This is a genomic window from Saccharopolyspora gloriosae (genome assembly GCF_022828475.1).
GTDB classification, from domain to species: Bacteria; Actinomycetota; Actinomycetes; order Mycobacteriales; family Pseudonocardiaceae; genus Saccharopolyspora_C; species Saccharopolyspora_C gloriosae_A.
Window position 1 is genome coordinate 2,557,625 of record NZ_CP059557.1, and the last position, 23,870, is coordinate 2,581,494.

22 protein-coding genes and 4 pseudogenes are annotated in these 23,870 nt (G+C 65.5%); 18 read left to right on the top strand and 8 right to left on the bottom strand.

The genetic code is table 11. The features are described from left to right. Positions 1–817: 817 nt before the first annotated feature. Positions 818–1,030 (top strand): annotated as a pseudogene (locus H2Q94_RS10875) (WhiB family transcriptional regulator); the annotation flags it as partial. A gap of 721 nt (positions 1,031–1,751) precedes the next feature. Here the strand turns inward: H2Q94_RS10875 and H2Q94_RS10880 are convergent. Both H2Q94_RS10880 and H2Q94_RS30910 read right to left on the bottom strand, forming a co-directional pair. Next, positions 1,752–2,093, bottom strand: coding sequence for an alkaline phosphatase family protein (locus tag H2Q94_RS10880; RefSeq protein ID WP_243794404.1), 342 nt, complete (start codon positions 2,091–2,093; stop codon positions 1,752–1,754). A 79-nt stretch (positions 2,094–2,172) separates the two neighbouring features. Continuing rightward, a pseudogene (locus H2Q94_RS30910) lies at positions 2,173–2,547 on the bottom strand (sulfatase-like hydrolase/transferase); the annotation flags it as partial. On the opposite strand from H2Q94_RS30910, the pseudogene H2Q94_RS10890 reads away from it, so the two are divergent. The 10 genes and pseudogenes from H2Q94_RS10890 to H2Q94_RS10935 all read left to right on the top strand — a co-directional run. Further along, a pseudogene (locus H2Q94_RS10890) lies at positions 2,511–2,657 on the top strand (IS5/IS1182 family transposase); the annotation flags it as partial. The pseudogenes H2Q94_RS30910 and H2Q94_RS10890 sit on opposite strands and share 37 nt — an antisense overlap. A 372-nt stretch (positions 2,658–3,029) precedes the next feature. Then, entirely contained in the window at positions 3,030–3,329 is a 300-nt protein-coding gene (locus tag H2Q94_RS10895) for an MSMEG_0570 family nitrogen starvation response protein (RefSeq protein ID WP_243795654.1), read from the top strand. After that, positions 3,326–4,636 carry an MSMEG_0569 family flavin-dependent oxidoreductase gene (locus tag H2Q94_RS10900; RefSeq protein WP_243794406.1) on the top strand — a complete coding sequence of 437 codons (1,311 nt, stop codon included), beginning with the start codon at positions 3,326–3,328 and terminating at the stop codon, positions 4,634–4,636. Before H2Q94_RS10895 ends, H2Q94_RS10900 begins: the two co-directional genes overlap by 4 nt. An 8-nt stretch (positions 4,637–4,644) precedes the next feature. After that, on the top strand, positions 4,645–5,472 hold the full coding sequence (locus H2Q94_RS10905) for an amidohydrolase family protein (RefSeq protein WP_243794407.1): 828 nt from the start codon (positions 4,645–4,647) through the stop codon (positions 5,470–5,472). Between the two features lie 26 nt (positions 5,473–5,498). Beyond that, complete coding sequence (locus tag H2Q94_RS10910; RefSeq protein WP_224961420.1) at positions 5,499–6,020, top strand: MSMEG_0572/Sll0783 family nitrogen starvation response protein; 522 nt, start codon at positions 5,499–5,501, stop codon at positions 6,018–6,020. A gap of 141 nt (positions 6,021–6,161) precedes the next feature. Beyond that, positions 6,162–7,259, top strand: a complete 1,098-nt coding sequence (locus H2Q94_RS10915) for an MSMEG_0568 family radical SAM protein (protein ID WP_243794408.1) — start codon at positions 6,162–6,164, stop codon at positions 7,257–7,259. After that, positions 7,256–8,710: an MSMEG_0567/sll0787 family protein gene (locus H2Q94_RS10920; protein ID WP_243794409.1), complete on the top strand. Its 1,455-nt coding sequence runs from the start codon at positions 7,256–7,258 to the stop codon at positions 8,708–8,710. The genes H2Q94_RS10915 and H2Q94_RS10920 overlap by 4 nt, the downstream gene beginning before the upstream one ends. Continuing rightward, positions 8,707–9,552 carry a carbon-nitrogen hydrolase family protein gene (locus tag H2Q94_RS10925; RefSeq protein ID WP_243794411.1) on the top strand — a complete coding sequence of 282 codons (846 nt, stop codon included), beginning with the start codon at positions 8,707–8,709 and terminating at the stop codon, positions 9,550–9,552. The genes H2Q94_RS10920 and H2Q94_RS10925 overlap by 4 nt, the downstream gene beginning before the upstream one ends. Then, positions 9,549–10,385 (top strand): carbon-nitrogen hydrolase family protein, encoded by an 837-nt coding sequence (locus H2Q94_RS10930; protein ID WP_243794412.1) that lies wholly within the window; start codon positions 9,549–9,551, stop codon positions 10,383–10,385. The genes H2Q94_RS10925 and H2Q94_RS10930 overlap by 4 nt, the downstream gene beginning before the upstream one ends. Next, complete coding sequence (locus tag H2Q94_RS10935; protein ID WP_243794414.1) at positions 10,382–11,467, top strand: MSMEG_0565 family glycosyltransferase; 1,086 nt, start codon at positions 10,382–10,384, stop codon at positions 11,465–11,467. Before H2Q94_RS10930 ends, H2Q94_RS10935 begins: the two co-directional genes overlap by 4 nt. Positions 11,468–11,719: 252 nt before the next feature. Here H2Q94_RS10935 and H2Q94_RS10940 read toward each other — a convergent pair. The 3 genes and pseudogenes from H2Q94_RS10940 to H2Q94_RS10950 form a co-directional block, all read right to left on the bottom strand. After that, positions 11,720–11,839: pseudogene (locus tag H2Q94_RS10940) on the bottom strand (oxidoreductase); the annotation flags it as partial. Next, a complete protein-coding gene (locus H2Q94_RS10945) occupies positions 11,803–12,009 on the bottom strand; it encodes a hypothetical protein (RefSeq protein WP_243796062.1) in 207 nt (68 codons plus the stop codon). The pseudogene H2Q94_RS10940 and the gene H2Q94_RS10945, both read right to left, overlap by 37 nt. 624 nt (positions 12,010–12,633) lie before the next feature. After that, a complete protein-coding gene (locus H2Q94_RS10950) occupies positions 12,634–12,858 on the bottom strand; it encodes an MmyB family transcriptional regulator (protein WP_243794416.1) in 225 nt (74 codons plus the stop codon). Here H2Q94_RS10950 and H2Q94_RS10955 point away from each other — a divergent pair. Next, on the top strand, positions 12,843–12,992 hold the full coding sequence (locus H2Q94_RS10955; RefSeq protein ID WP_243796064.1) for a hypothetical protein: 150 nt from the start codon (positions 12,843–12,845) through the stop codon (positions 12,990–12,992). The genes H2Q94_RS10950 and H2Q94_RS10955 overlap by 16 nt on opposite strands. 108 nt (positions 12,993–13,100) lie before the next feature. Here H2Q94_RS10955 and H2Q94_RS10960 read toward each other — a convergent pair whose 3' ends face one another. The 3 genes from H2Q94_RS10960 to H2Q94_RS10970 form a co-directional block, all read right to left on the bottom strand. Further along, positions 13,101–14,051 carry an electron transfer flavoprotein subunit alpha/FixB family protein gene (locus tag H2Q94_RS10960; protein ID WP_243794418.1) on the bottom strand — a complete coding sequence of 317 codons (951 nt, stop codon included), beginning with the start codon at positions 14,049–14,051 and terminating at the stop codon, positions 13,101–13,103. Between the two features lie 33 nt (positions 14,052–14,084). Next, positions 14,085–14,867, bottom strand: coding sequence for an electron transfer flavoprotein subunit beta/FixA family protein (locus tag H2Q94_RS10965; RefSeq protein ID WP_243794419.1), 783 nt, complete (start codon positions 14,865–14,867; stop codon positions 14,085–14,087). A 110-nt stretch (positions 14,868–14,977) separates the two neighbouring features. Continuing rightward, positions 14,978–16,447 (bottom strand): aldehyde dehydrogenase family protein, encoded by a 1,470-nt coding sequence (locus H2Q94_RS10970; protein WP_243794420.1) that lies wholly within the window; start codon positions 16,445–16,447, stop codon positions 14,978–14,980. Between the two features lie 83 nt (positions 16,448–16,530). Here H2Q94_RS10970 and H2Q94_RS10975 point away from each other — a divergent pair, with 83 nt between their 5' ends. The 6 genes from H2Q94_RS10975 to H2Q94_RS11000 all read left to right on the top strand — a co-directional run bounded on the left by H2Q94_RS10975 (position 16,531) and on the right by H2Q94_RS11000 (position 23,848). Then, complete coding sequence (locus H2Q94_RS10975; protein ID WP_243794421.1) at positions 16,531–17,307, top strand: IclR family transcriptional regulator; 777 nt, start codon at positions 16,531–16,533, stop codon at positions 17,305–17,307. A 143-nt stretch (positions 17,308–17,450) separates the two neighbouring features. Continuing rightward, positions 17,451–18,536, top strand: a complete 1,086-nt coding sequence (locus H2Q94_RS10980; RefSeq protein WP_243795655.1) for a zinc-binding dehydrogenase — start codon at positions 17,451–17,453, stop codon at positions 18,534–18,536. Positions 18,537–19,099: 563 nt separating this feature from the next. After that, positions 19,100–20,236: a CaiB/BaiF CoA transferase family protein gene (locus H2Q94_RS10985; RefSeq protein WP_258718682.1), complete on the top strand. Its 1,137-nt coding sequence runs from the start codon at positions 19,100–19,102 to the stop codon at positions 20,234–20,236. A 24-nt stretch (positions 20,237–20,260) separates the two neighbouring features. After that, positions 20,261–21,391, top strand: coding sequence for an acyl-CoA dehydrogenase family protein (locus H2Q94_RS10990; RefSeq protein WP_243794423.1), 1,131 nt, complete (start codon positions 20,261–20,263; stop codon positions 21,389–21,391). Beyond that, complete coding sequence (locus H2Q94_RS10995; protein ID WP_243794425.1) at positions 21,388–22,572, top strand: CaiB/BaiF CoA transferase family protein; 1,185 nt, start codon at positions 21,388–21,390, stop codon at positions 22,570–22,572. Before H2Q94_RS10990 ends, H2Q94_RS10995 begins: the two co-directional genes overlap by 4 nt. A gap of 184 nt (positions 22,573–22,756) precedes the next feature. Beyond that, entirely contained in the window at positions 22,757–23,848 is a 1,092-nt protein-coding gene (locus tag H2Q94_RS11000) for a glycoside hydrolase family 88 protein (protein WP_243794426.1), read from the top strand. The last annotated feature ends 22 nt before the right edge of the window (positions 23,849–23,870 follow it).

Sequence of the window (23,870 nt, forward strand, 5' to 3'; positions counted from 1 at the left end):
CGCAATATAATTAGTCACATTTGTGTGACAGGGAGGGCCATGGGGTAGTGAACGGGTTCGCGGATGCAGCTCAGCCGCACGGCGCGCGGATTATGGCATGCCGGCTTCGTGCTCAAGTGGGGCTGCCGATCGTCGAGGCGAAATCGCAGCGATCGAGCTTCAACAGTGGGATGAAACTTGGACGTTCGCTCCTCGTGTCCATTGTTTTGTTAGGTTCGCGCAGCGCATGATGGCAAGACTTCGGGTTCGTGGCCGACCGCGTCAGCACTCCAGCCGTCCGCGCGGTAGGCTCGCCCCTTTGGAAGCGAGCCGTCGGTCAGAAATCGTGGCGATGGCACCAGCATGTCCACGAGGTCAGCGCGGGGCGAAAGGCTAGAGCCATCTAGCTAGCGCGGAGGGTGGCATAAGCTGAATCATCAGAGCATAGAGTGCCGGTCTCGGCTCCTTCGATTCTTTGTCGGTGGGGCCGTTTTATGCGGGGCACCTGATGGGTGTTCGGGCGCCAGCGATCGAGAGATCTGTGACGAGCCGGTTACGTAAAGTACTTGGTTCGATCAATACGTGCAGCGAACCAAGCAAGCGCGAAGGTTTCGTCGCAGCTCTGCGGTAAGAAGCGCACCTTGATCGATGTCGAAATTGCGTTCGCCCTCCGCTCTACGTGTCCCGCTCTGTCCTCCGCAGCGCTAGGTGTGATGCCGCACACGAAACCCAGTGCGTCATGGCTCGTCCGGGTGGCCGTCACACGGGCGTACAAGTGCTCTGAACGGGGGTTCTGAACATGCGCATTGTTGACGCCAAACCGGCGGCCGAAGATCGACAGTCGGACTGGTACCAGTCCGGACTGTGCGCGCAGACCGACCCGGAGGCCTTTTTCCCTGAGCAAGGCCAGCCGGGTACGGCGGCTAAACGCATCTGCGGCGCCTGCCCTGTCCGAGAGGCCTGCCTCGAACACTCGTTGCTGCACGACGAGAGGTACGGGATTTGGGGTGGGCTAGGAGAAACCGATCGCCGCAAGCTGCGTGCCGCTGCTCAGTCCCACAACGATTTGCCCGCACCTCGGCGCGACACCACGATACGGCGGCAGGACGTGGCGTGAATTTTTACAAGCCCTGCTGCACAACCCAGCAACGAAGGAGGCGTGATGGCTGACAGCACTCCGACACCGAACGTCGAACTCGAGAACGCTCTCACGGCGTTCGAACGAGCACTGGTGGAACACGTACAGACTCATGAACGTCATGCCACCGTCGAAGACGAGGACGAACATCTCCGTGACCTGCGAGTAGCAGTGCTTCAACGAGCCACCGCATTACCGTCCACGACTTGGCCCCGATCGCGGTGCTCACGCTGCCACGGGAAGCAGACGATAACGACTTTGCGAGCCCGATATGTCACCGACGCCACACCCCACTTCGTTCTCGCCCCGCGAATGTGCCCGCAATGCAGAGGGACCGGAATGAAGCTCTCCCTAGCTGACGACCAGTCCGACATCCGCTGAGGCTCGGGGCCAGGATACGAGGCCCCCACCTCGTTGCATTGGCGGACCGCCCGCAGCGCTCCGAAATTGCGGCCGATGCGACACTGCCTGATCCTCACGCGTCCGGCCGTTACCGTGCACCGCTGACGCCTTCGTCCGCGCAGGGTGGCTCCTGGCGGTTGGTACCCGCTCCAGCGGACCGGGGCATTCGACGCGCGGTGTGGTCAATGGCGTCTGCGAGACGGGTTGGTCTTCCGGCGAGTGTGGCAGGTTCTCACGCCAGGGCAGGGCTTCGGCGGTACTGGGCGGCCCAAGTGGCAGTGCGCAACTGTCTCTTGCCACGCCACCGGGCGATGGCCCAGGACAGTCGCTGCCGATGTTGTTCGAACCGCGGCCCGTCCCAGAGGTTCCACTCTTCGTGCGGGTCCGTGTTCAGATCGAACAATTCTCCTCCGTCGGAGTCGATGAACTCGACGAGCTTCATGCTCTGATCTCGAACCATGGTCATGAGTTCCGTTTCTTGGAGAATCATGTCGCGAGCGAGCTTGGAAAACACGTGTTCTCGGCCCGCCCACTCCTCGCCGCGCAGCGCGGGTAGCAGCGACTCCGCCTCCATCCACCCCGGCGGCGTGATACCCGCGAGCTCCCAGCACCGTCGGGCCGAGGTCTATCAGCGACGCGAGCCCTTCCACGACCTGCCCGGCCCTCACTATCGGGCCCCGCACTAGCGCGGGGGCGCACACGCTCGGGTCGTGCATGGACCACTTCTGGATGTGGCCGTGGTCGTTAAGACAGTCGCCGTGGTCGGACGTGAAGATGATGACCGTGTCGTCGAGCACCCCGCGACGGTCCAGCGCTTCGATGATGGCGCCCATCTGGTCGTCGATATTGGAGATGTTCGCCATGTAGTGCTGGCGCTGGCGCGCCAGTTGTTCCTCGGTGGGGTTCTCCAGGTGCACGATTCCGCCGTGGTCGACCTCTAAGGGCGTGTCTTGTTTGGGTCTTGGCCCGTCATCCGGGGTGATCGTTTGTCGTGGTTGATGCGTTGTCACGGCGGTTGGTTCTTGACGAGTTGTGGGAGCTGGTCGAGCCGTTGATTCCGGAGGTTGAGGACCGCCCGCAGGGTGGTGGCCGGGCGCCGGTGAACCCTCGGATGGTGTTCACGGCGATCGTGCTGGTCGGCCGCTGGTTCCTGCTGAGCGTCGAGATCTTGCAGATCGTGCTGGTCCCGCCGAGTGCGAACGACAGCTGCTTGGATCAGGGCTTTCGACTTCCCCGGTGGTGCGGTTCGGCCTGTCGAGCGACGAGTCGCGCAGCGGAGCGACGTGCCGGCCCGGCGCCCGCACGAGCGGGCTCCATCCGCACCACAGGTCAAGCTGCTCCGCTGAGTCGGGCACCTTCCCGCAGTTTCTTGTACCGCGGCGTAACAGCGGCACGCTTTCCGGAACCGCTTGTTTTTCCGGATGTCGTCGTTCGGAAACAGCCGGTCGTTGGAATGGTTCTCATCGGCAGCGACGAGGTTCCGCCTCGTCTTCCCGCTACTGGAGGACCGATGCCAGAGATGCGGTTTCGAGTGCGTTGGCCGGACGGTGCGGTCCAGCAGTGCTACTCGCCATCCACGATCATCGAAGATTACTTCGAGGTCGGTCGTACCTACGAGGTCACCGACTTCGTCGAACGCAGCAGGCAGGCGCTTCGGATCGCCGACGAACGGGTGCGGGCGAAGTTCGGCTTCGGCTGCACCGCTGCCGAAGGGCAGCTGGCCGAGATCAACGCGACCGCCCGCGAACACCCGTCCGATGGGCGGGTCGTCGTCGAGGCGATGCACTCCCCTGCGGGGAGGCGGCGATGACCCCGCGCGAGTCGCGTTACCCGGTCGTGGTGGTGGGCGGTGGGCAGGCGGGACTGTCGGCCAGCTACTGCTTGCGGCAGCGGGGAATCCGGCACGTCGTGTTCGAGGCCGAGCGGCTGGGCCACGACTGGCGGTCCCGTCGCTGGGATTCGTTCTGTCTCGTCACCCCCAACTGGCAGTGCGCGCTGCCGGGATTCGAGTACCGGGGAGCCGATCCGGACGGGTTCATGCTGCGCGACGAGATCGTGTCCTATTTGGAGAGCTACGCCGAATCCTTTGGCGCACCGGTGCTGGAAGGGGTGCGTGTCACGCGATTGCGACGGTCCACCGGTGGATCGTACCTGCTGGACACGACGGTGGGGGAGATCACCGCCGAACAGGTGGTGGTCGCCACCGGCGCTTACCACGAGCAGAGCAGACCGGCTGTGGCCGAACGGATCCCGGCCGGTATCGAACAGCTGCACTCGGCCGACTACCGCGACTCCGCGGCGCTCCCACCCGGTGACGTGCTGGTCGTGGGCAGCGGTCAGTCGGGCGCACAGATCGCCGAGGACCTGCACTTGGCGGGACGCGGTGTGCACCTGGCCGTCGGCAACGCACCCCGGGTGGCGCGGTTCTACCGGGGCCGCGACTGCGTGGCGTGGCTGGACGAGATGGGGCATTACGCCAAGACCATCGACGATTTCGCGGACCCCGCCCAGGTGCGGAAGCGGGTGAACCACTACGTCACCGGCCGGGATGGTGGGCGGGACATCGATCTGCGCACCTTCGCGGTCCAGGGCATGCGACTGTACGGGCACCTGCTCGACATCCGTGACGGCCGGGCCGCGTTCGGCGACGACCTCAAGTCCGGGTTGGACGCGGCGGACCAGGTGATGGAGTCCATCAAGGACGCCATCGACGCGCACATAGCGGCTCGCGGTATCGACGCGCCCACCGAGGCCCGGTACACGCCGGTGTGGGAGCCGGACCCGGCGACCCATCCGCGAGAGCTGGGGTTGGCCGAGGCCGGGATCACGACGCTGATCTGGTCTACCGGGTTCCGCCCGGACTACCGCTGGATCGAGGTCCCCGTGTTCGACGGTCGCGGTCATCCGGTGCACCGCCGTGGCGTGACCAGCGCTCCCGGGCTGCACTTCCTCGGGCTTCCCTGGCAGCACACCTGGGGATCCGGCCGGATGGAAGGGGTCGGCAGGGATGCGCGGTACCTCGTCGAGCGGATCGCCGCGTCCCGCCGCATCACCGACGTGTGCGGTGCGCTCACCGGCAGATCGCCGTCACGTTCCGCCGTCCCGTCCCCGAATTGAGGTGAGCAGTGAGCGACCACCTGGTCTTCGACGCGCACCGGCATCTCGGGGTGCTGCCGCCGTATCCCTTCTACGGTGGTCCGGCCATCAATGCCGACACCACCGCCCGAGCCACGGTCGGCCAGTTGCTGTCCGATCTGGACGCGGAGGGGACCGAACGAGCCCTGGTACTGCCGAACTACGGCGTGCCCGACCCTGACGTCGCCTTCGCGCACAACGAGCTGGTCCTGGAAGCCGCCCAGCGGGACGACCGGGTCCGCGCCGGGCTGTGGGTCTCCGCACGACCGGAAGATCGAGCGCGCACGGCGAAGGCGCTCGCGCTGGCCGGTGAAACCGGTGTGCGGGCGCTGAAGCTGAGCTTCCTACTCGGAGGATCACCGACGGCGCCGGAGTGCCGACCCCTGCTCGACGAGATCTTCGCGGTCGCCGAGTGCCACGACCTGGTCGTGCACGTGCACACCTCGCCGGGCGCCGCCTCCGACATCGACCAGGTGGGCAACCTGGTCGAGTGGTACGCCGATCGGTGCGCGGTGCACCTGGTGCACTTCGGCGGAGGCATGAGCGGCCACATCAAGCTGGCCGGTTCGCGGTTCTTCGACTGGGTCGCCGCCGGGAAGCGCGTGTACACCGACCTCTCCTGGGCCATCGGCTTCGCCCCGCACTGGCTCGCCCGGGAGATCGAGCACCGCGGCATCGGCCACGACCGCGTGCTGTTCGCCAGCGACCAACCGTGGGGTGACTTTCCCGGCGAGTACGCCCGGATGCGGTCCGCGGCTGGTGACGGCTACTTCGGCGAGCTCGTGTTCCGCGAGACCTTCGCCGCGCTCTACGACTGAAAAACACCTTGATCAGAGGAGAAATCATGACCGAGACCGTCGAACTCACCGATGTCGAGCGCAAGTCCCGCGACGAGATCCCGCACCCGTCGCTGCCGGAAGGGTCCAGCATCTACGGGGCTACCAAGGTGTTCCCCGACTACGAGGCGGAGAACGGGGAAACCTACTTCACGTTGGTGCACGGCATCGCGCACGAGTCCTCGGTGAGCTTCGTGGCCGTGCTGCAGGCGACCCGCGCGCTGCGCAAGGGCTTCGAGTCGGCCGTGTACTTCTACGGACCGGGTTCGCTGAACTGCCTGGCCACCCGCGGATTCCCGACCACGGGGAACTCCGCCTTCCCCGGTGAGCACAACATCAACGACCAGCTCAAGACCTTCATCGCCGAGGGCGGAAAGGTGTACTGCTGCCGGTTCGGGCTCTCGCTGCACGGCGCGCGGGAGGAAGACCTCATCGAAGGCGTCATCCCCACCCACCCGCTCGACGTGCAGGACGCGATCATCCACTACGCCCGGAAGGGCGCGATCATCAACTCCACCTATCAGCTCTGAGCCGCTGTTCCGAAGTTCTCATCCCGGAATTCGCCGCAGCGCGCGGTGGTGCCGTCCGCGCACCCGCCTCGGACTTCGGTTCGACCGCGGGTGCCGGGCGCCGCGTGCGGGGGGATCGCAGGTTTTTCATGGAGGTGTGTCGTGAGCGTCGATACCGAACAGGGGCGGACCAGCACGCCGGTGGACGTGCGGATCATGACCCGTGCGGAGCTGGCGTTGCACGGGGTCCGGCTGGACGCCGAGGTCGCGCGGCCCGCCGGCGCAGGGCCCAGCGACGACGGCCACGTCCTCGTCGACGGCGCCGGTGCCGCGTTGCCCACCAACCCCGCCAGCCCGTACTCGGTCCGCGACGGCCGGGTCTGGCTGGGAGAGGAGGACGTCGGAGTCGAGCTCGACCCGGTGCGCAGGCCCAATTTCTACGACCTGAGCACCGCCGAAGGCGTGAGTTACGAGCGAATCGCCCGGCTGCACGGCGCTGACGTGCTCGCCACCACCGTGGTGCAGACCTGCATCCGCTACGCCGAATCCGACCGCTGCCGCTTCTGCACCATCGAGGAATCGTTGCGCGGTGGCGCCACCGTGGCGGCGAAGACACCTGCGCAGCTGGCCGAGGTGGCCGAGGCGGCCGTTCGGCTCGACGGGGTGCGGCAGATGGTGATGACCACCGGCACCACCACGGGGCCGGACCGCGGTGCCCGCAACCTGGTGCGCTCGGTGCGCGCGGTGCTCGCGGCGGTGCCCGGTCTGCCGATCCAGGTGCAGTGCGAACCACCCGGTGAACTCCGCTGGATCGGTGAGCTCAAGGCAGCCGGGGCCACGGCGATCGGCATTCACGTCGAAGCCCTCGACGAGCGGGTGCGGCGCCGTTGGATGCCCGGGAAGTCGCAGGTTCCGCTGAGCGAGTACGAGGCGGCGTGGGACGAGGCCGTGCGCGTCTTCGGCCACAACCGGGTGTCCACCTATCTGCTGGTCGGCCTCGGGGAGGACCCTGACGAACTGATCGACGGCGCCGCCGGGCTCATCGAGCGGGGCGTGTACCCGTTCGTCGTCCCCTTGCGGCCGATGGCGGGCACACTGGCCGCCCGTGACGGCGTTGAGGCGCCCAGCGCCGAGTTGCTGGCCTACGTGACGGACGCGGTGGCCGGGCTGCTCAGGCGGGCCGGAATGTCGGGTGCGGATCAGGGCGCGGGGTGTGCGGCTTGCGGTGCCTGCTCGGTGCTGAGGACGGCGGGAGGATGAGTGTGATCGCCTACGAAGAGCTGCTTCCGCCCGGAGGCCCGCCGATGCCGGACGTCCTGTCGCTGCTCGGCGACCGCGCGACCCTGTCCGGGCAGCCACCGTTTCGAATTGAAGCGGCCGATGGCGGGGCCCTCGCCGCGTACCGACGTCTGCGGCACCAGGTGTTCGTGCGGGAACAGGGCCTCTTCACCGGAACCGACCGGGATGATCGGGACGATGATCCGCGGACGGTCGTCCTGGTGGCCCGCTCCGCCGATGGCGGCGTGCTCGGGGGAGTCCGGCTCGGCCCGGCGACCGACGGCCCGGATCTCGGTTGGTGGTACGGCGGAAGACTGGTCGTCGATGGTGCGGTGCGCGGAACGCGCGGCGTGGGTCCGGCGCTGGTGCGCGCCGCCTGCGCGCACGCCGAGGCCGCCGGTGCGCTGCGGTTCGACGCGACCGTGCAAGTGTGCAACGAGCCGCTGTTCGCACGGCTGGGCTGGGACCGGGTCCGCGAGGTCGACGTGGCCGGTGTGCCGCACACGTTGATGCGCTGGCCCGTGCGTCGCGTGCACGACCTCGTGGAGGCGACCAAAGCTCCCCTGGGACTGCTGCTGGACGCGGCCACCGGGCCTCCTGGCGCATTCGGCGGCACCGGATTCGTGGGTGACGACGGAGCCCCGGTCCCGGGCAGCGATCTGGTGGCGGCGTGCGACGCGATCGTCCCGGCGATGGTCGAGCGCGACCCGGAGTGGGCCGGTTGGTGCGCGGTGCTGGCCAACGTCAACGACCTCGCCGCGATGGGAGCGGAACCGGTCGGGCTGCTCGACGCGATCGGTGCCAGGAACACCGCGCACGCCGGCCGCCTGGTCGCCGGGCTGCGGCGTGCTGCGGACGCCTACGGTGGGATTCCGCTGCTCGGCGGGCACACGCAGCTCGGCGTGCCCGGCTCGTTGTCCGTCACCGCGCTCGGGCGCACCGCCCATCCGGTCCCGGGCGGCGGTGGCCGCGCGGGACACGAGGTCCGGCTGACCGCGGATCTCGGCGGCGGCTGGCGCCACGGCTACCGCGGTCGGCAGTGGGATTCCACCAGTCACAGGAGCACGCCAGAACTGCGCGCCATGCTCGGCGCGGTGGCTGCCGCGAGACCGGCGGCGGCCAAGGACGTCTCGATGGCCGGGGTCGTGGGCACCCTGGGCATGCTCGCCGAAGCCAGCGGGTGCGCAGCAGTACTCGACGTCGCCCGCGTGCCGCGCCCCGCCGGGGCGACGGTGGGCGACTGGCTGACGTGCTTCCACGGCTTCGCGGTCCTCACCACCGGCGACGCGGGGAGCGACCCGCTGCCGGCGGGGCCCGCCACCGGTGCCACGTGCGGAGAACTGGTGCGGGGCGAGGGAGTCGGGCTGCGGTGGCCCGACGGCGAGATCACAGCAGCGATCACCACGACGGTGACTGGAATGGGGGATGCATGAGCACGTTGCGCCTGGCCGCCGTCGCCGCCGAATTCGGCCGCGACCTGGAACAGGACTTCCTGATCGTCGAGAAGCTCGTCGAACAGGCCCGGTCCGCGGGTGTCGAGCTGCTGGCCCTGCCGGAGGCATGTCTCGGCGGTTACCTGCTCGATCTCGACGGCTCCGCCGCCGCCGACCCGGGGCCTCCCGCGCTGGAGCTGGACGGGCCCGAAGTGCGGCGGTTGGCCGCTCTCGCCGGGAACATGACCGTCGTCGCCGGATACTGTGAGCGGGCCGGGGACCGGAAATTCAACAGTGCGGTCTGCGTCAGCGGCGACGGCGTGCTCGGCAACCACCGCAAGGTGCACCAGCCGCTGAGCGAAAACGCCAGCTACGACTCCGGCGACTCCTTCCACGCCTTCGACACGCCTGCCGGACGGCTGGGCATGCTGATCTGCTACGACAAGGCGTTCCCCGAATCGGCTCGCGCGTTGGCTCTCGACGGTGCCGAGATCGGGGTCTGCGTGTCCGCTTGGCCGGGATCGCGCACCAACGCCGCGTCGGATCTCGCGCAGGACCGGTGGAAGCGCCGCTTCGACCTGTTCGACCGGGCCAGGGCTTTGGAGAACCAGGTGCTGTGGCTTTCGGCGAACCAGGCGGGAACCTTCGGTTCGCTGCGCTTCGTCGGCAGCGCCAAGGTCGTCGATCCCGGAGGCGAGGTGCTCGCCGACACCGGGGTCGAAGCAGGGGTCGCGGTCGCTGACGTCGACGTCGACCGCGCGCTCGAAGCGGCGCGCAGGCACATGGGGCACCTCCGCGACCGGCGGCCCGATGCCTACCTGGCGGGCGCGGGCCTGTCATGAGCCTGGTCCGCATCGGCGCTGCGGCAGCGCACTTCGGACGTGACCTCGAATTCGACCTGGCTCGCATCGCCAAGCTGATCGACGACGCTCGTCTGGCCGGTGCCGGGTTGCTGGTCCTGCCCGACGCCGCCCTCGGCGGCTACCTCGCGGAGCTGCGTCACCCCGGCGCGGACGCGCTGCCGCCCGCGCTCGATCCCGACTCGCCGATGATCCGGCGAATCGCCTCGCTGGCCGCCGACATGGTGGTGTGCGTCGGCTACTGCGAGGACGGCGGTGACGTGCGCTACAACGCCGCGGTGTGCGTCAGCGGGGACGGTGTGCTCGGCAGGCACCGCAAGGTGCACCTGCCCGCTGGCGAGACGCAGGTCTACTCGCCGGGTGAGTCCTTCGCGGCCTGTGACACCCCGATCGGCAGGGTGGGCATGCTCATCGACTACGACAAGACCTTCCCCGAAGCCGCGCGGTCGTTGGCCCTGGATGGTGCGGAGGTGCTGGCCTGTCTATCGGCTTGGCCGACCAGCATCACCAATCGCGCACCGCGAATGGCCCAGGACCGCCAGGCCAAGCTCTTCGACCTCTACGACCAGACGCGCGCGGCGGAGAACCAGGTCGTGCTCGCTTCGTCTAACCAGACGGGGACCACGGGTGCTATGCGGTTCTTGGGCCAGGCGAAGGTCGTCGGACCCGGCGGGGACGTCCTGGCCCGCACCTGGTCCAAAGCAGGGCTCGCCATCGCCGAGGTGGATGTGGCAGCTGAAATCGAACGTGCCCGGCGAGTGCTGCACCACTTGGGCGAGCTGCGGCCGTCATCCTACCGCGGGGGTGGCAGGTGAAGATCGCGTTGGTGAGCTACTCGACCAAACCGCGTGGCGGTGTGGTGCACACGCTGGCACTGGCCGAAGCGCTGGCGGCAGCAGGCGAGGATGTGGCGGTCTGGACCTTGGGACGCGGCGGTGACACCGGATTCTTCCGGCCGGTCCACGACACCGTCGAGGTGCGGATCGTTCCGTTTCCCGACCGGCCGGGCGGCGAAACGGTGGGCGAGCGGGTGCTGCGCTCGATCGAGGCGCTCGGTGCGGCGTTCACCCCGCACGAGTACGACGTGGTGCACGCCCAGGACTGCATCAGCGCGAACGCGGTCGGCAACTGCGTGCGCACGGTGCACCACATCGACCACTTCAGCACACCGGAGCTGGCAGCCTGCCACGAGCGCGCCATCGTCACCCCGCACTCGCACGTCTGCGTCTCGCGCTCGGTCGCTGACGAGCTGAGTGCGGGATGGGGCGTTGATGCCGAGGTGATCCCGAACGGGGTCGCCTACGAGCGGTTCGCCGATACCACCGAGCAGGAAAGGCGGTACTGGACCGACAGGCTGGGCCGCTACGTGCTCACCGTCGGCGGTATCGAGCCGCGCAAGGGGTCGTTGGATCTGTTGGAGGTATACGCGTTGCTGCGCGAGCAGCAACCCGATGTCGCACTGGTCATCGCAGGCGGCGAAACCCTCTTCGACTACCGCGAATATCGGCGGCGCTGGGAGGACCGCGCGGCGGAGCTCGGCGTCGAACCGGTGGTGCTGGGGCCCGTCGCCGAGCACGAACTTCCCGGACTGGTCGCCGCCGCGAGCTCCTTCGCTTTCCCGTCCACCAAGGAGGGATTCGGATTGGCCGCGATGGAGGCGTTGGCGGCCGGAACTCCATTGGTAGTGCGAGAGCTGCCGGTGCTGAGGGAGGTCTTCGGTGCCGCGGCCCGCTTCGCCGACGGGGCGGAGTCCTTCGCGGCCGAGCTCGCGGCCGCGCTGGCCGATGACGACCTGAATCGCCGGGAGGCCGGGCGAACGCTGGCCGCCGCGCACACGTGGCAGACAGCAGCTGAGCGCCACATCGCGTTCTACCGCTCCCTTCTGTGCGGGCTGTGAGCGGACGCCGGACACGCGGAATCGCGAGCGTGTGCGGTCCCAGCGCGGAACCATTGTTCAAGATCATAGGTAACGGAGCCGAATAACTGGGTAGAGCATCGCGAAACTGCTCAGAGGACGGAACGTCGAGCGGCCCTCGTAACGGTCGATTCCGACATGCTTCGCCTCGTTGCATAAGCATGCGCAGACCACGGACTCTGCTCCTTCCAACTTGCAAACCGGTTCACACGGCGTCAACGAGGGGAGGCGGTCTCACAGGTCGAGGATCAACCGCGGTGAACACGACCGTGAGCAGCAGGGCTTCATCACTTCGTTCGTGGCCTTTTCCTGCGGTGTCAGGTAAGAGTCGCGGTGGTCGGGCTCGCCTTCGAGGGTAGGGCGTCGGCGGTTTCGGTGAGGGTGTGGCTGATGTCGTCGGGGTCGTCGTTGATGCGTGTGCAGGCTTCGAGGAGTTCGTCGAGGTGGGTGCAGTTGAGGATGGCGTCGGCGAGTTCGGAGTCGGTCGTGGTGTGCAGGAGGGTGGCGAGTGTGGTCGCGTCCATGTGGTGATGCTGTGGGTTGAGGAGTGGCGCGTGGAGCGTGTGAGTGTGGGTGTGCGTGCCCGGTTGGACTAGCCTGTGACTTCTTTTCTAGCTCGGGAAGTTGCCGCGTCCCGCGTTTCTTCACCGGGTCGGTTTCTGGCTTGTGCGGTCGAGCGACGATGCTCTATCCGCCGTGTTCGAGCCCCGCATTCGCGGGGCCGACTCCGCACCAGCCGGTGATCCACCGGTGTATAAGGGAATATCCCCGTGTGCGGGGACTGACGGACTCGTACCGGGCGGCCGGGGAACTGTGGAACAACCCCACATGCGCGGAGCCGACCACGGTGGTCTTTTCCAGGTCCACCGGTATCTGGAACACCCCGTATGCGCGGAGCCGACGAGGCCGACCGCCTGCTGCAACAGCATCTGCCGGAAACACCCCCGCGTGCGCGGGACTGACCGACCTCACCATCGAACTCGATCTCGACTGACGTTCTCCGGCTCGGCCCCTCTGCGGTCTGGGCCCGCAGAGGGGTATCATGTCCCGTTTCGCATCAGCTTCACGGAGCGATGCGGCTGAACGCAGGTCCCGTCTCACCTTCCGGCCACCGGATTCGTTGTCGTTGCCGAGGCCCTTCAGCAGCTTCAGCGCGGCTGGCTGAGCGACCCTGGGCATGGGCGGAGCAGGCGCTGGAGGCCGTCTTCGCTGAAGAGATTGAGACAGTTGACCTCCAGCAGGCCGAGTGTGGGCTGGACGATGCGCTTGCGGTCGTTGCGACGGAACGCGACGTCGTGATCGGCCCAGAGCGTGGTGGCCGCGGGTGTGCGGGACGTCGAGGGCCACCGGCTACCAGATGGAGGAACTGGCACTTTCCGCGATCGACACTGTCACGCTGAAGATGGACTTCGAGGACGGCGCCCATCACGAGGACGTCGTGGCGACGGTGGCGCCGTCGCAGGGCTTCAGATGCCAGACCGCGGCAACGACGACCACATCGCCGTAGCCAGCTGGGTTCTGGACAGCCTGGTGAACGGAGGGACGAACCGGGGGGCCGGAGTGAAACACCGAGTGAGCGGGCCGTGCTCAGGTGTGAGCACGGCCCGCTCGGGGTTCAGCTCCCGCGTGTGGTGACCTCTTCGGCGAGCTGCGGGGCGACCTTGAACAGGTCGCCCACGACGCCGTAGTCGGCGATCTCGAATATTGGCGCTTCGGCGTCCTTGTTCACCGCGACGATCGTCTTGGAGGTCTGCATGCCCGCCCGGTGCTGGATCGCACCGGAGATGCCCAGGGCGATGTAGAGCTGCGGCGAGACAGTCTTGCCGGTCTGACCGACCTGGAACTGGTGCGGGTAGTAGCCCGAGTCGACGGCCGCTCGCGACGCACCCACGGCCGCGCCGAGGGTGTCGGCCAGCTTCTCGACGACCTCGAACTTGTCGGCCGAGCCGACACCGCGACCACCGGAGACCACGACGCTGGCCTCGGTGAGCTCGGGACGGTCGCCGGCCTCGGCCGGCTGACGGCCGGTGATCTTGGCACCGGAGGACGCCGGAACCTCGACCTGCTCGATCGCGGCGGCACCCGAGGCCTGCTCGGCCTCGACGGAGCCGGGCAGCACGGTGACGACCGGGGTGCCCTTGGTGACCTTCGCCTTGGCGTCGTAGGTGCCACCGAACAGCGAGTGCGACGCCACGCCCGAACCGTCGATGTCCGCGACCTCCGACAGCAGACCGGCCTCCAGGCGGATCGCCAGTCGCCCGGCGACCTCCTTGCCGTCGACCGACGCCGGAATCAGCACCGCCGCCGGGTTCGCTGAACCCGCCAGCGTGGCCAGCACGTCGACCTGTGGCGTCACCAGGTACTGCGCGGCGTCCGCGGACTCGGCCGCGTAGACCTTCGCCGCACCGTAGGAGCCCAGGGCCTCCGACAGCTTGTCCGACGTGCCCGGCTCACCGACGACGACCGCCGACGGCTCACCGATGCGACGTGCTGCGGTTAGCAGCTCGTAGGTGACCTTCTTGACCTCGCCGTCCACGCGATCGACGAGGACCAGAACCTCAGCCATGAATCAATGCCTCCTCGAAAACCGTGAACGCCTTTACAGCAGCCTCTCGCCGGCCAGGAACTCAGCGACGCCCACGCCGCCTTCTCCCTCCTCGGTGACCTTCACGCCGCCGGACTTCGGCGGCTTCGGAGCGGACTCGACGACCTGGGAGCAGGCGTTGGCCAGGCCCACCTCGGAGGCGTCGATACCCGCGTCGGCCAGCGACAGTGCGCTCACCGGCTTCTTCTTCGCAGCCATGATGCCCTTGAACGACGGGTATCGCGGCTCGTTGATCTTCTCCGTCACCGACACGACAGCTGGTAGACCCGACTCGACGGTCAGGATGCCTGCGTCGGTCTCACGCTCGACCTTCACCGCGAAGCCGTCGGTGGAGACCTTGCGCGCGAAGGTCAGCTGCGGCCAGCCGAGCACCTCGGCGACCATGGCCGGCACCGCGCCGGAGCCACCGTCGGTCGCCTCGTTGCCCGCGATCACCAGCTCAACATCCTCAACGGTGCCGATGACCTTCGCCAGCGCCTTCGCGGTGGCCGGGGCATCCGTGCCGTGCAACGCCTCATCGGCCAGATGCACCGCCTTGTCCGCACCCATCGAGAGCGCCTTGCGGATGGCATCCGTGGCGCGATCGGGACCCATGCACACGACGGTCACTTCGCCGCCCTGGGCCTCCTTGATCAACAGCGCCTCCTCCACAGCGCGCTCGTTGATTTCATCCAACACGGCATCTGCGGACGCACGGTCCAACGTGTGATCCGCAGCAGCCAATTTCCGTTCGGAGTACGTGTCGGGCACCTGCTTAACCAACACAACAACATTCATGACCGTCGGTGGCACTTTCTAGTGAGAGAGTATTTCCAAAGGCGTAAAGTAGTCGTTACGCGTCGGTTATAACGTGTGGGCGTGATCTCCGCGAGGGTGCAGCTTTGCGATCAGCCGTCGATGATTTGGGGGATGCCCAGCGGGTTCCCATCATTCAACGCATCCGGCAAGAACGTGGACGGGAAGTTCTGAAAGGCAACGGGCCGTAGGAACCGGGTGATGGACGCGGTTCCCACAGATGTCGTCGTGGGTGCGGTTGTCGCAGGATATGGTCCGCCATGCTGCTGTGCGTAGGTCACCGAGACCCCGGTGGGCCACTGGTTCCACAGAAGGCGACCGGCCTTTTCTGTGAGGATCGGAAGAAGGTCCTGGGCAAGAGTAATGTCGCTCGCGGCGTCCGACTCTGCAATGATAGTGGCAGTGAGTTGTCCGGCCAAAATGCGCGCGAATTCGCGCACCTCGGCCGGGTCCGAGTACGTCACGATCAGCCCTGCCGGTCCGAATACCTCTGTTATGAGCGCTTCCGGGGCGGCTAGCACTTGGTCGAGAGTGGTGTGGAGGAGTGTCGTTCTTGGCGAAGTGGCGATGTTGTTGGCGTTTTCGAGCAATGTGCTCACCCCGCTGTGCGTCGCCAGCGCCGCCAAGTCAGCCTCAAAACCCTTCTGGATACGGTCGTTGAGCATCGGAGTGGGGTTGGGCACGTCTGCGTCGCGCAGCATCGCCAGCATGGACGACGCGGATGGGACAAGTAGGAGACCAGGTTTGGTGCAGAGTTGTCCGCGGCTTCCCGTGATCGAGCCGAGAAAGCCATCGACAATCTCCGAGGCACGGCGGGATGCAGCAGTCGGCGCTACGAATACTGGATTCACGCTGCCGAGTTCACCGTAGAACGGGATCGGCTCGGGGCGTGCGTTGGCGATGTCGTAGAGTGCTCTCCCGCCACGGATCGAACCTGTGAACGAAGCCGCTCTGATTCTTGGATCCTTGAGTGCTGTGACGCCATTCTCGGTTTCGTGGATCACGCGGAGCAGGTTCTCTGGTGCGCCCGCAGCCCGCCCTGCTGCTCGGACGACGGCCGCTGTCGCGTTCGAGAGGCGTGGATGGCCAGAGTGTGCTTTGACGAGCACCGCGTTGCCGGCGGCCAGCGCTGCAGCTGTGTCACCGCCTGCGACGGAGAACGCGAACGGAAAGTTGCTCGCAGCGAACACGAGAACCGGGCCGATCGGCATCAGCATCCGCCGCAGGTCGGGTCGGGGTGCCCCCATCGGCCATTTGGCGTCTGGACGGTCGATCCGTGCGTCGAGGAATGTTCCGTCCGCGACAACATCGGCGAAAAGTCGCAGCTGGAAGGTCGTGCGCTTGAGCTCGCCGACCAAGCGCGCTTCAGGGAGGTTTGTCTCCTCTTGCGCGGTCGCGATCAGATCTGCTGCCGCCGTGTCGAGCGCGTTCGCGATCGCATGGATGACGCGTGCGCGGCCTGAGTAGGTCACCGCAGCCCACTGCCTTGAAGCCTCGGCTACCGCCGCTACTGCTTCGCACGCCGTCGTAACGGGGGCGTCGGGTAGATCGTCCTCAGTCATTGAGCGCTCCATCGTTTCCGCACGCGGTCCTCTAACCGCGTGACGGCTCCCATTCAAACCAGCATGTGGCATACGATCGCCAGATGCGATCCGATGAGCGGAACATGAGAACAGGCATGATCGCGCGTGTCGCCGACGTGCTCGGGGCCTTCACCGCGGAGCAGCCTGTGTTGCGCGTGTCTGAGATCGCCCGGCGCTCAGGCTTGGCCAAATCGGTCACGTCCCGCATCGTTGCTGATCTGATCGACGAGGACTTCCTTGAGCGCGCGGATCAGGGCGTGCGGGTAGGCATACGTCTCTTCGAACTTGGTGAGCTGGCTCAGCGTTCCAAGGAGCTGCGTCGGTTCGCGCTCGGTGCGATGGCGGATCTACGTCAGGCGACTGGGCTTACGGTGCAGCTGAGCGTGCTCAAGGCCACTGACCAGGTTTATGTCGAGATCCTTCAGGGACGCGGCACGCAGCTCGACATGCGCTCGCGCGTTGGCGGACGGGTTGCGGCGTACGCGACGGCAGGGGGCAAGGCTGTGTTGGCCCATTCGGCAGAGGAAGCCGTCGAACAGGCGCTGGCTATCGACATGGCCCCACTCGGACCTCGCACCATTACGGATCCTGCACTGTTGCGTCGGCATCTCGCGCGTGTGCGAGTAGAGGGCATCGCCTACGAGGACGAGGAATCGAATGTCGGGATCACGTGCGCCGCAGGCGCTATTCTCCGACCTGACGGTTCACCGATCGCGGCTATCTCCGTCACCGGGCGCGCAGGCCAGATTGACATGAGCCAGTTCGCACCTGCGGTCAAGACCGCCGCCCTGGGACTCAACCGGCGCATCCGCTCGAACGCGGTCTTCAACAACCTGTGATGTTCCGCTGAACGGATCAGTCTATGGGCGACACCGCGGCATGCTCTTAGCGTCTGCTGACCTGCCCGCATTGGGGCGATGCAACGCAACTGGCCCACAACGGTGTGTCCAGTCGGACTGGAAGGGTGGCCCGCGTGAAGGCGATGGTCATGTACGCAAGCGATGCACCGATGGTGCTCGAGGACCTCGAGCTTGACAGCCCCGGACCGGGCGAGGTTCGCGTGCGGGTCGAAGCAGCCGGCGTGTGCCACAGTGATGTGCACTACCTAACGGGCGCACTCCCGGCCCGCACACCGATCGTGCTTGGCCATGAGGGTGCTGGCATCGTCGAGGAGGTTGGCGAAGGCGTCACCTGCTGTGGCGTCGGTGACAAGGTCGTGTTCACGTGGCGGCCCCGCTGCGGCGAATGCGAGTTCTGCCTTTCCGGGCACCCTGCGCAATGCACACTCGGCGGTGTGCACGGCAAGTTTAATGAGTTGCTCCGCGGGGGCACCCGCCTCAGCAAGAACGGTCAGCGATACCACCATTTGATGGGCGACTCCTGCTTCGCTGAGCAAGCTGTGGTGTCCCAGGAATCGCTGCTCAAGGTTGACGAAGACATCCCGTCAAAGATCGCCGCGATCGTCGGGTGCGCGGTGGTCACTGGCATGGGGACCGTGCTCAACCGCATTCCTGATGCCGCGGGTAAGAGCATCGCCATTATCGGCGCCGGAGGGGTCGGCCTGTCTGCGGTCATCGCCGCCGAGCTCGTTGGAGCCGCCCAGATCATCGTCGCGGACCTCGTTCCGACGCGGCTTGAGAAGGCCCGTGAACTGGGGGCGACTCACACCATCGACTCCTCGAGTGAGGATTTTACGACCCGAGTAATGGATATCACGGGAGGCGGTGCGCACTACGTGCTTGAGGCGATTGGCCGGCAAGTGACGATCCGCGCTGGATTCGATGCACTTCGTGCAGGTGGGACTGAGATCGTCATGGGCCTCGGGGCATTGGGTCAGGAACTCTCGGTCCCAATTAACCCGCTCGTGCAGGGCGACCGACGATTGGTCGGCGCGCTTTACGGTTCATCTAATACCCCTCTTCAGCTCCCCGAGATTCTGCGGCTCTACCGCGCAGGCCGGATCCCCCTCGACAAGCTTTTGGATCGCTCTTTCCCTCTCGAAGAGGCGAACGAGGCGATCGAGCATCTGCGGAGCTCGGCGGTCGGGCGTCCGATTCTCGTCCCGTGAGGTCCTGGTCGCCCACCAGATATGGGCTTTTTCTGGCTGGGTGGAGCGGATGCTTGGTCTTATTCAATCGAGATTTTTCCAAATGGTGCGAGTATCTCCGTCGAAGCTTGACGGCAAGTTTGGAAATGCGCTGCTCGACGAAATAACCCAGGGTCCGACGTCAGGGAGTGTAGGGGTTTAGGATGTCTAAAAAGCTGGCGGCGACCATTCGCCCCGCAGATCCTAATTTTGTCGCCGCTGGGAAATACGTAGGTATCTGCGCGCGTTGGTGAAAAATTGTTGAAGTAACGGATCGGTTCCAGTTCGGTAATGTAGTCATGCTCGGCTTGAAACGGCGGCTGGCCTGTCTCGCAATAGTGGTTTTCGTTGCGTCTCGTAGTCCCTGAGGGGATCTTGCTGCGATCTCCAGCTTTTCAGCCGGAGAACTTCTACCTCCAGCTGGAGGTACCGGGCCGTGACCTTCGCGGACGAGTATGGCGGTAGTGCGGTAAGTCCGCTACCTCAAGGAGGAGGAACGTGTTGATCGCCTTTGGACTCCGTCCCGAGACCACAGTAGGTACGCGATGACCGGGCCATTGAGTGGAGTCCGGGTCCTCGATTTGACTCGCCTAGCACCTGGGCCCTACGGCAGCATGCTTCTTGCCGATCTAGGCGCTGAAGTGATTGTTGTCGGCGGTGGCCGCTCGGGTTTGCCGGTTCCTGCACTGTCCCGTGGCAAGGAATTCATCACGCTCGATCTGAAATCTGGGGAAGGGCGCGAAGCGCTGCACCGGTTGGTCGCCGAGTGTGATGTGTTCGTCGAAGGATTTCGACCTGGGGTGGCTGATCGGCTCGGAGCGGGGTACGACGAGCTCAATACGATCAATCCGCGCTTGGTTTATTGCAGCCTTACCGGGTATGGGCAGACAGGCCCTTTGGCTCAGCGCTCCGGGCATGATATCAACTATCTCGCTGTCGGCGGTGCACTGGGTACGTTCGGGCCGCCGGAGGGCCCGCCAGTACCGCCGCTGAACCTGGTCGCCGATTTCGCCGGCGGTGGTCTTCTTGCTGCGTTCGGAGTGGTGAGCGCGCTGTACGAACGTGAACGGTCCGGAGTCGGTCAGTATCTAGATGTTGCGATGGTCGATGGCGTGCTGTCCATGATGGGCATGAACTTCATGGACTGGGGATTCCCCACATTGCCCCGGCGAGGCGAAGGTGTGCTGACCGGGACCATGCCAGCTTACCGATGCTATTCTTGTTCTGACGGCCGTTATGTGGCGGTGGGAGCGTTGGAGTACGCCTTTTTCAAGAACCTGTGGCGATCATTGGATCTGGATGGCGACGTGCCAGATCACTTGGACCCAACGAACTTCGACACTATCGAGAAGGATCTGACTGAGGCGTTCCGGCAGCGTCCGATGGCAGAATGGGTTGAGCACTTTAAGGACATCGACGCCTGTGTCACGCCGGTATTGGATCCCGATGAGTTGGGCGATTCTCCCCAGATCGCCGCTCGCTACGACAACTTCCGGCTGAGCGCTGTTCCTGCGGTGCCGGTCTATTCCAGGACTCCCGCTGAGGCTGGCCCCACCGAGACCGCCGACGCTACCGAGCGGGTGCTGGCCAGATTCGGGTTTTCATCCGCCGACGCAGCCAAGGCTGCCGGGCCTCGTGACCGCGCGGCCGTCACTGGTCTGTGCTGGCCACCGCTGCTGTGAACCGACTACACGAGGAAGAGGATAATGGGAACAGAGTACGATGATTTCCGCGCAAGCGTGCGAAGCCTTGCAGCCGACAAGATCGCACCCTATGCCGCCGACGTGGACGAGAAGGAACGCTTCCCCGAGGAAGCATGGGCCGCTCTGCGTGCGGCGGACCTTCCGGGGTTGCCCTACGATGAGAAGTTGGGTGGCTCCGGGGCAGATCTTCTGTCGCAAGTGATTGCTGTAGAGGAAGTGGCCGCGGCCTGCGGTAGTTCAGCACTGGTGTTGTTGGTGAATTGGGCCGGAACTTCCACCGTGGTCAGCCATGGCTCGGACGAGCTGAAGTCGTTGGTTGTACCGAAGGTGGCCGCCGGTCAGGCGGGGGCCGCGTGGTGCATGACCGAGCCCACCGTTGGGTCCGACCTGTCCGGAATCAGGACTACCGCGACGCGCCAAGGCGGCGACTGGGTTCTGAGCGGCCAGAAGCGTTTCATCAGCAATGCTCCGTGGGCCGAGTGGTACGCAGTCCTTGCCCGCTCCGGTGAGAATGAATTCGGTGTGTTCATGGTCCACCGCGACGATGTTGGCGTGTCGTTCGGGCCGCACGAGAAGAAGATGGGAATGCGTGGCAGTCCGACAGCGGACGTGATCCTGGACGACTGCCTGATCCCCGCCGTACGGGTGGTGGCTGACCCGATGCAGGGGTATAAGTACATCAACGGCGAGTTGAACGTCAGCCGTGCGTTGATTGCAGCCCAGGCTCTGGGTATCGCACAGGGCGCGTTCAACGCCGCTGTCGCTTACACCAGCGATCGTGAACAGTTTGGTCAGTCGCTGTCCCGTTTCCAAATGCTGCGTGGAATGGTCGCTGACCTCGCCGTGAAGGTTTCCTCCGCTCGGGCACTGCTATACGAGGCGGTTGCGCTGATCGTAGCGGGGGATCCGCGTGCCCGGGCTCGGATTTCGATGGCGAAGCTGCTCTGCAGTGACAACGCCATGGCGGTGACCACGGATGCGGTCCAGTTGTACGGTGGATACGGCTTCACCCGTGAATACCCAGTGGAGCGCATGATGCGAGATGTCAAGATCACCCAGATCTACGAAGGAACCAATCAGATCCAACGGCTGGTCATCGCGAAGGACGTTTACGCTCGGCAGGGGCGGTCATGAAACGAGCATTGGAAGGCGTGCGGGTCCTCGACCTGGGCGAGGTTCTGCAGGGTCCGATCGCGGCTCAGGTGCTCGGTGACTTCGGAGCCGAAGTTATCAAGATTGAGCGCGGGATCAACGGCGACATCACACGCACTCTCGACCGCGCGGCAATCGAGGCAGGAGAGCCGTCCTCCTATTTTGTTGGGGTGAACCGGAACAAGCGGAGCGTCTCACTCAATCTCAAGACCCGTGAGGGAATGGCCACCCTTCATCGTCTGCTGGAACAGGCGGACGTGCTGCTGCACAGCTATCGTCCCTCGGCGGTACGTCGCCTGGGACTGTCCTACGAGGAGTTGGCTGACAAGTACCCCCGACTGGTTTACGCTTCTGCGACCGGGTTTGGTGAGAGCGGACCGTATGCGCACAAGGCGGGCCAGGACATGTTGGCGCAGTCGCTGAGCGGCATGGCCCGTACAGTCGGCGACTCCACCCTGCGCGCACACCTCATGCCCGTTCCGACTGTCGACTACGCCTCCGGCATGGCCCTGGCGCAGGGCATACTCGCGGCGTTGTACGAGCGCGAGCGATCCGGACTCGGACAGAAGGTCAGCGTCAACTTGCTGGACACTGCCTTGGCGCTGCAGACATTGGAGAGCGCGTCGCTTCTGATGTACGAGCGGGAAACGAATTGGGTAACTGACTGGTACAGTGGCATTTTCGAGACCCGAGATGGCATGGTCACTGTGCTGGGCCTGTTCCGGGACAACGCCTTGCACCTCGTGTGCAAGGCGCTCGGTGTGGATGACTTGAGCCGTCGGCCAGAGTTTGCCACCGTAGATCTGCAGGCTCGCAACAAGGAGAAGGCCAACGAGATTCTGCGGGGAACCGTAGAGGCGATGACTACAGCGGAAACCATCCAGCGGTTCGACTCGGTCGACCTGTTGTCCGCGCCACTGCTGACTCTGCGCGAGGCACTCCAGCACCCTCAAGTGCTGGAGAACGGCATCATCACCGAAGTGGAAACCGGCGGAGACCGGTCCGCCCGAATTCTCGGCAACCTGGTCAAGCTTTCACGCACTCCGGCGACCGTGCGGCGCGGAGTACCTGGCTTGGGTGAGCACACCGAGTCGGTGCTGCAAGAGTCGGGATTCACCGATGTGGAGATCGCCGAGCTGCGTGCGAGCGGGGCCGTGCCGTGACACTGACTAACGCGTTTCCGAGCGTCGCCCAAATAGCGGAAAGCCTTGATGATCAAGAAAAATTGACACGCTCTTTCGGTAGTGTGAGGCAGGCGCAGGAAAACCCTTTCTCGCGGTATATGAGGAAGCCGGAGCATGCTGAAGGGATCGCACCATGAGGGGTAGCACTATGCATGACCTGACCATGACGAACATGCTGTCCCGTATCCGTGGTACCCAAGCTGAACTCGCCATCGGTTTTCCGCACTACGCCGATACCAGAACCGGACAGTGGACGACCACTTCGGACGGATTCTGGACCGGAGGATTCTGGGGCGGTCTCCTTGCCCTGGCTGCCGTGCAGAGTGGTGATCAGAAACTCATGGGCGACGCCGAAGAAGCCGCCACGCGGCTTAAGGAACGAGCCACCTCGGATACCGCATTTCGGGGGTTTCTGTTCTTCTTCGGAGCAGGCGTTGCGCACCTGGTCGGTAAGAGCGACCGTGCGCGCGAGGTGGCGTTGGCGGGCGCCGAAGGGCTGGCTGCCAGTTTCAACCACAACGCCGGGTTGATCCCGCTGGGGCTTCAAGCGGAGGAGGCCGATGCCGTCGGCTCCGGCGCTGCGAACATTGATGCGGTTCCAGGCACCGTGGCACTGCTGGCCTGGGCGGCCCGTGAGACCGGTCGGCAGAGCTTTGCCGATATGGCTCGTGACCACGCACGTCGGCATGTCGAGTACTGCTTGCGTGAGGACGGTTCAGTGTGCCAGTCGGCGGAGTTCGACCCCCGGGACGGCACGCTGGTTCGTCGGTACACCCACAAGGGCCTTTCCGATGGCAGTACATGGGCACGTGCCCAGGCTTGGGCGATGCTCGGTTTCGCTCAAGCCGCGCACTGGGTGGACGGAGATCTTTCTGAGTCTGCCGTCACCGCGGCGGACTGGTGGATCGAGCACCTGCCCGCTGATCGTGTCGCGACGTGGGACTTCGACGCGGGGCCGGACGCTCCGCTGGATACATCGGCGACCGCGATCGCGGCAGCCGCATTGCTGAGGATCGCCGACTTGGTTCCGTCGCGGCCGCATTATCGCGACCATGCTGCGTCCATGGTGGCGACACTGTGCCAGTTCGTCACACCCACCGGAGTCGGTGACCAGCGAACTTCCGGAATGCTTACGGCGGGATGCTTCGATCCGAGAAGGGGTGTTGCGACCGATGCCGAGCTAGTCTGGGGAGACTACTTCTTGTTCGAGAGCCTGCTGTCTTTACAAGGAGTACTTAGCCCTACCGCTCTGTAGTTGGACGGGGGGATCGTGTTCG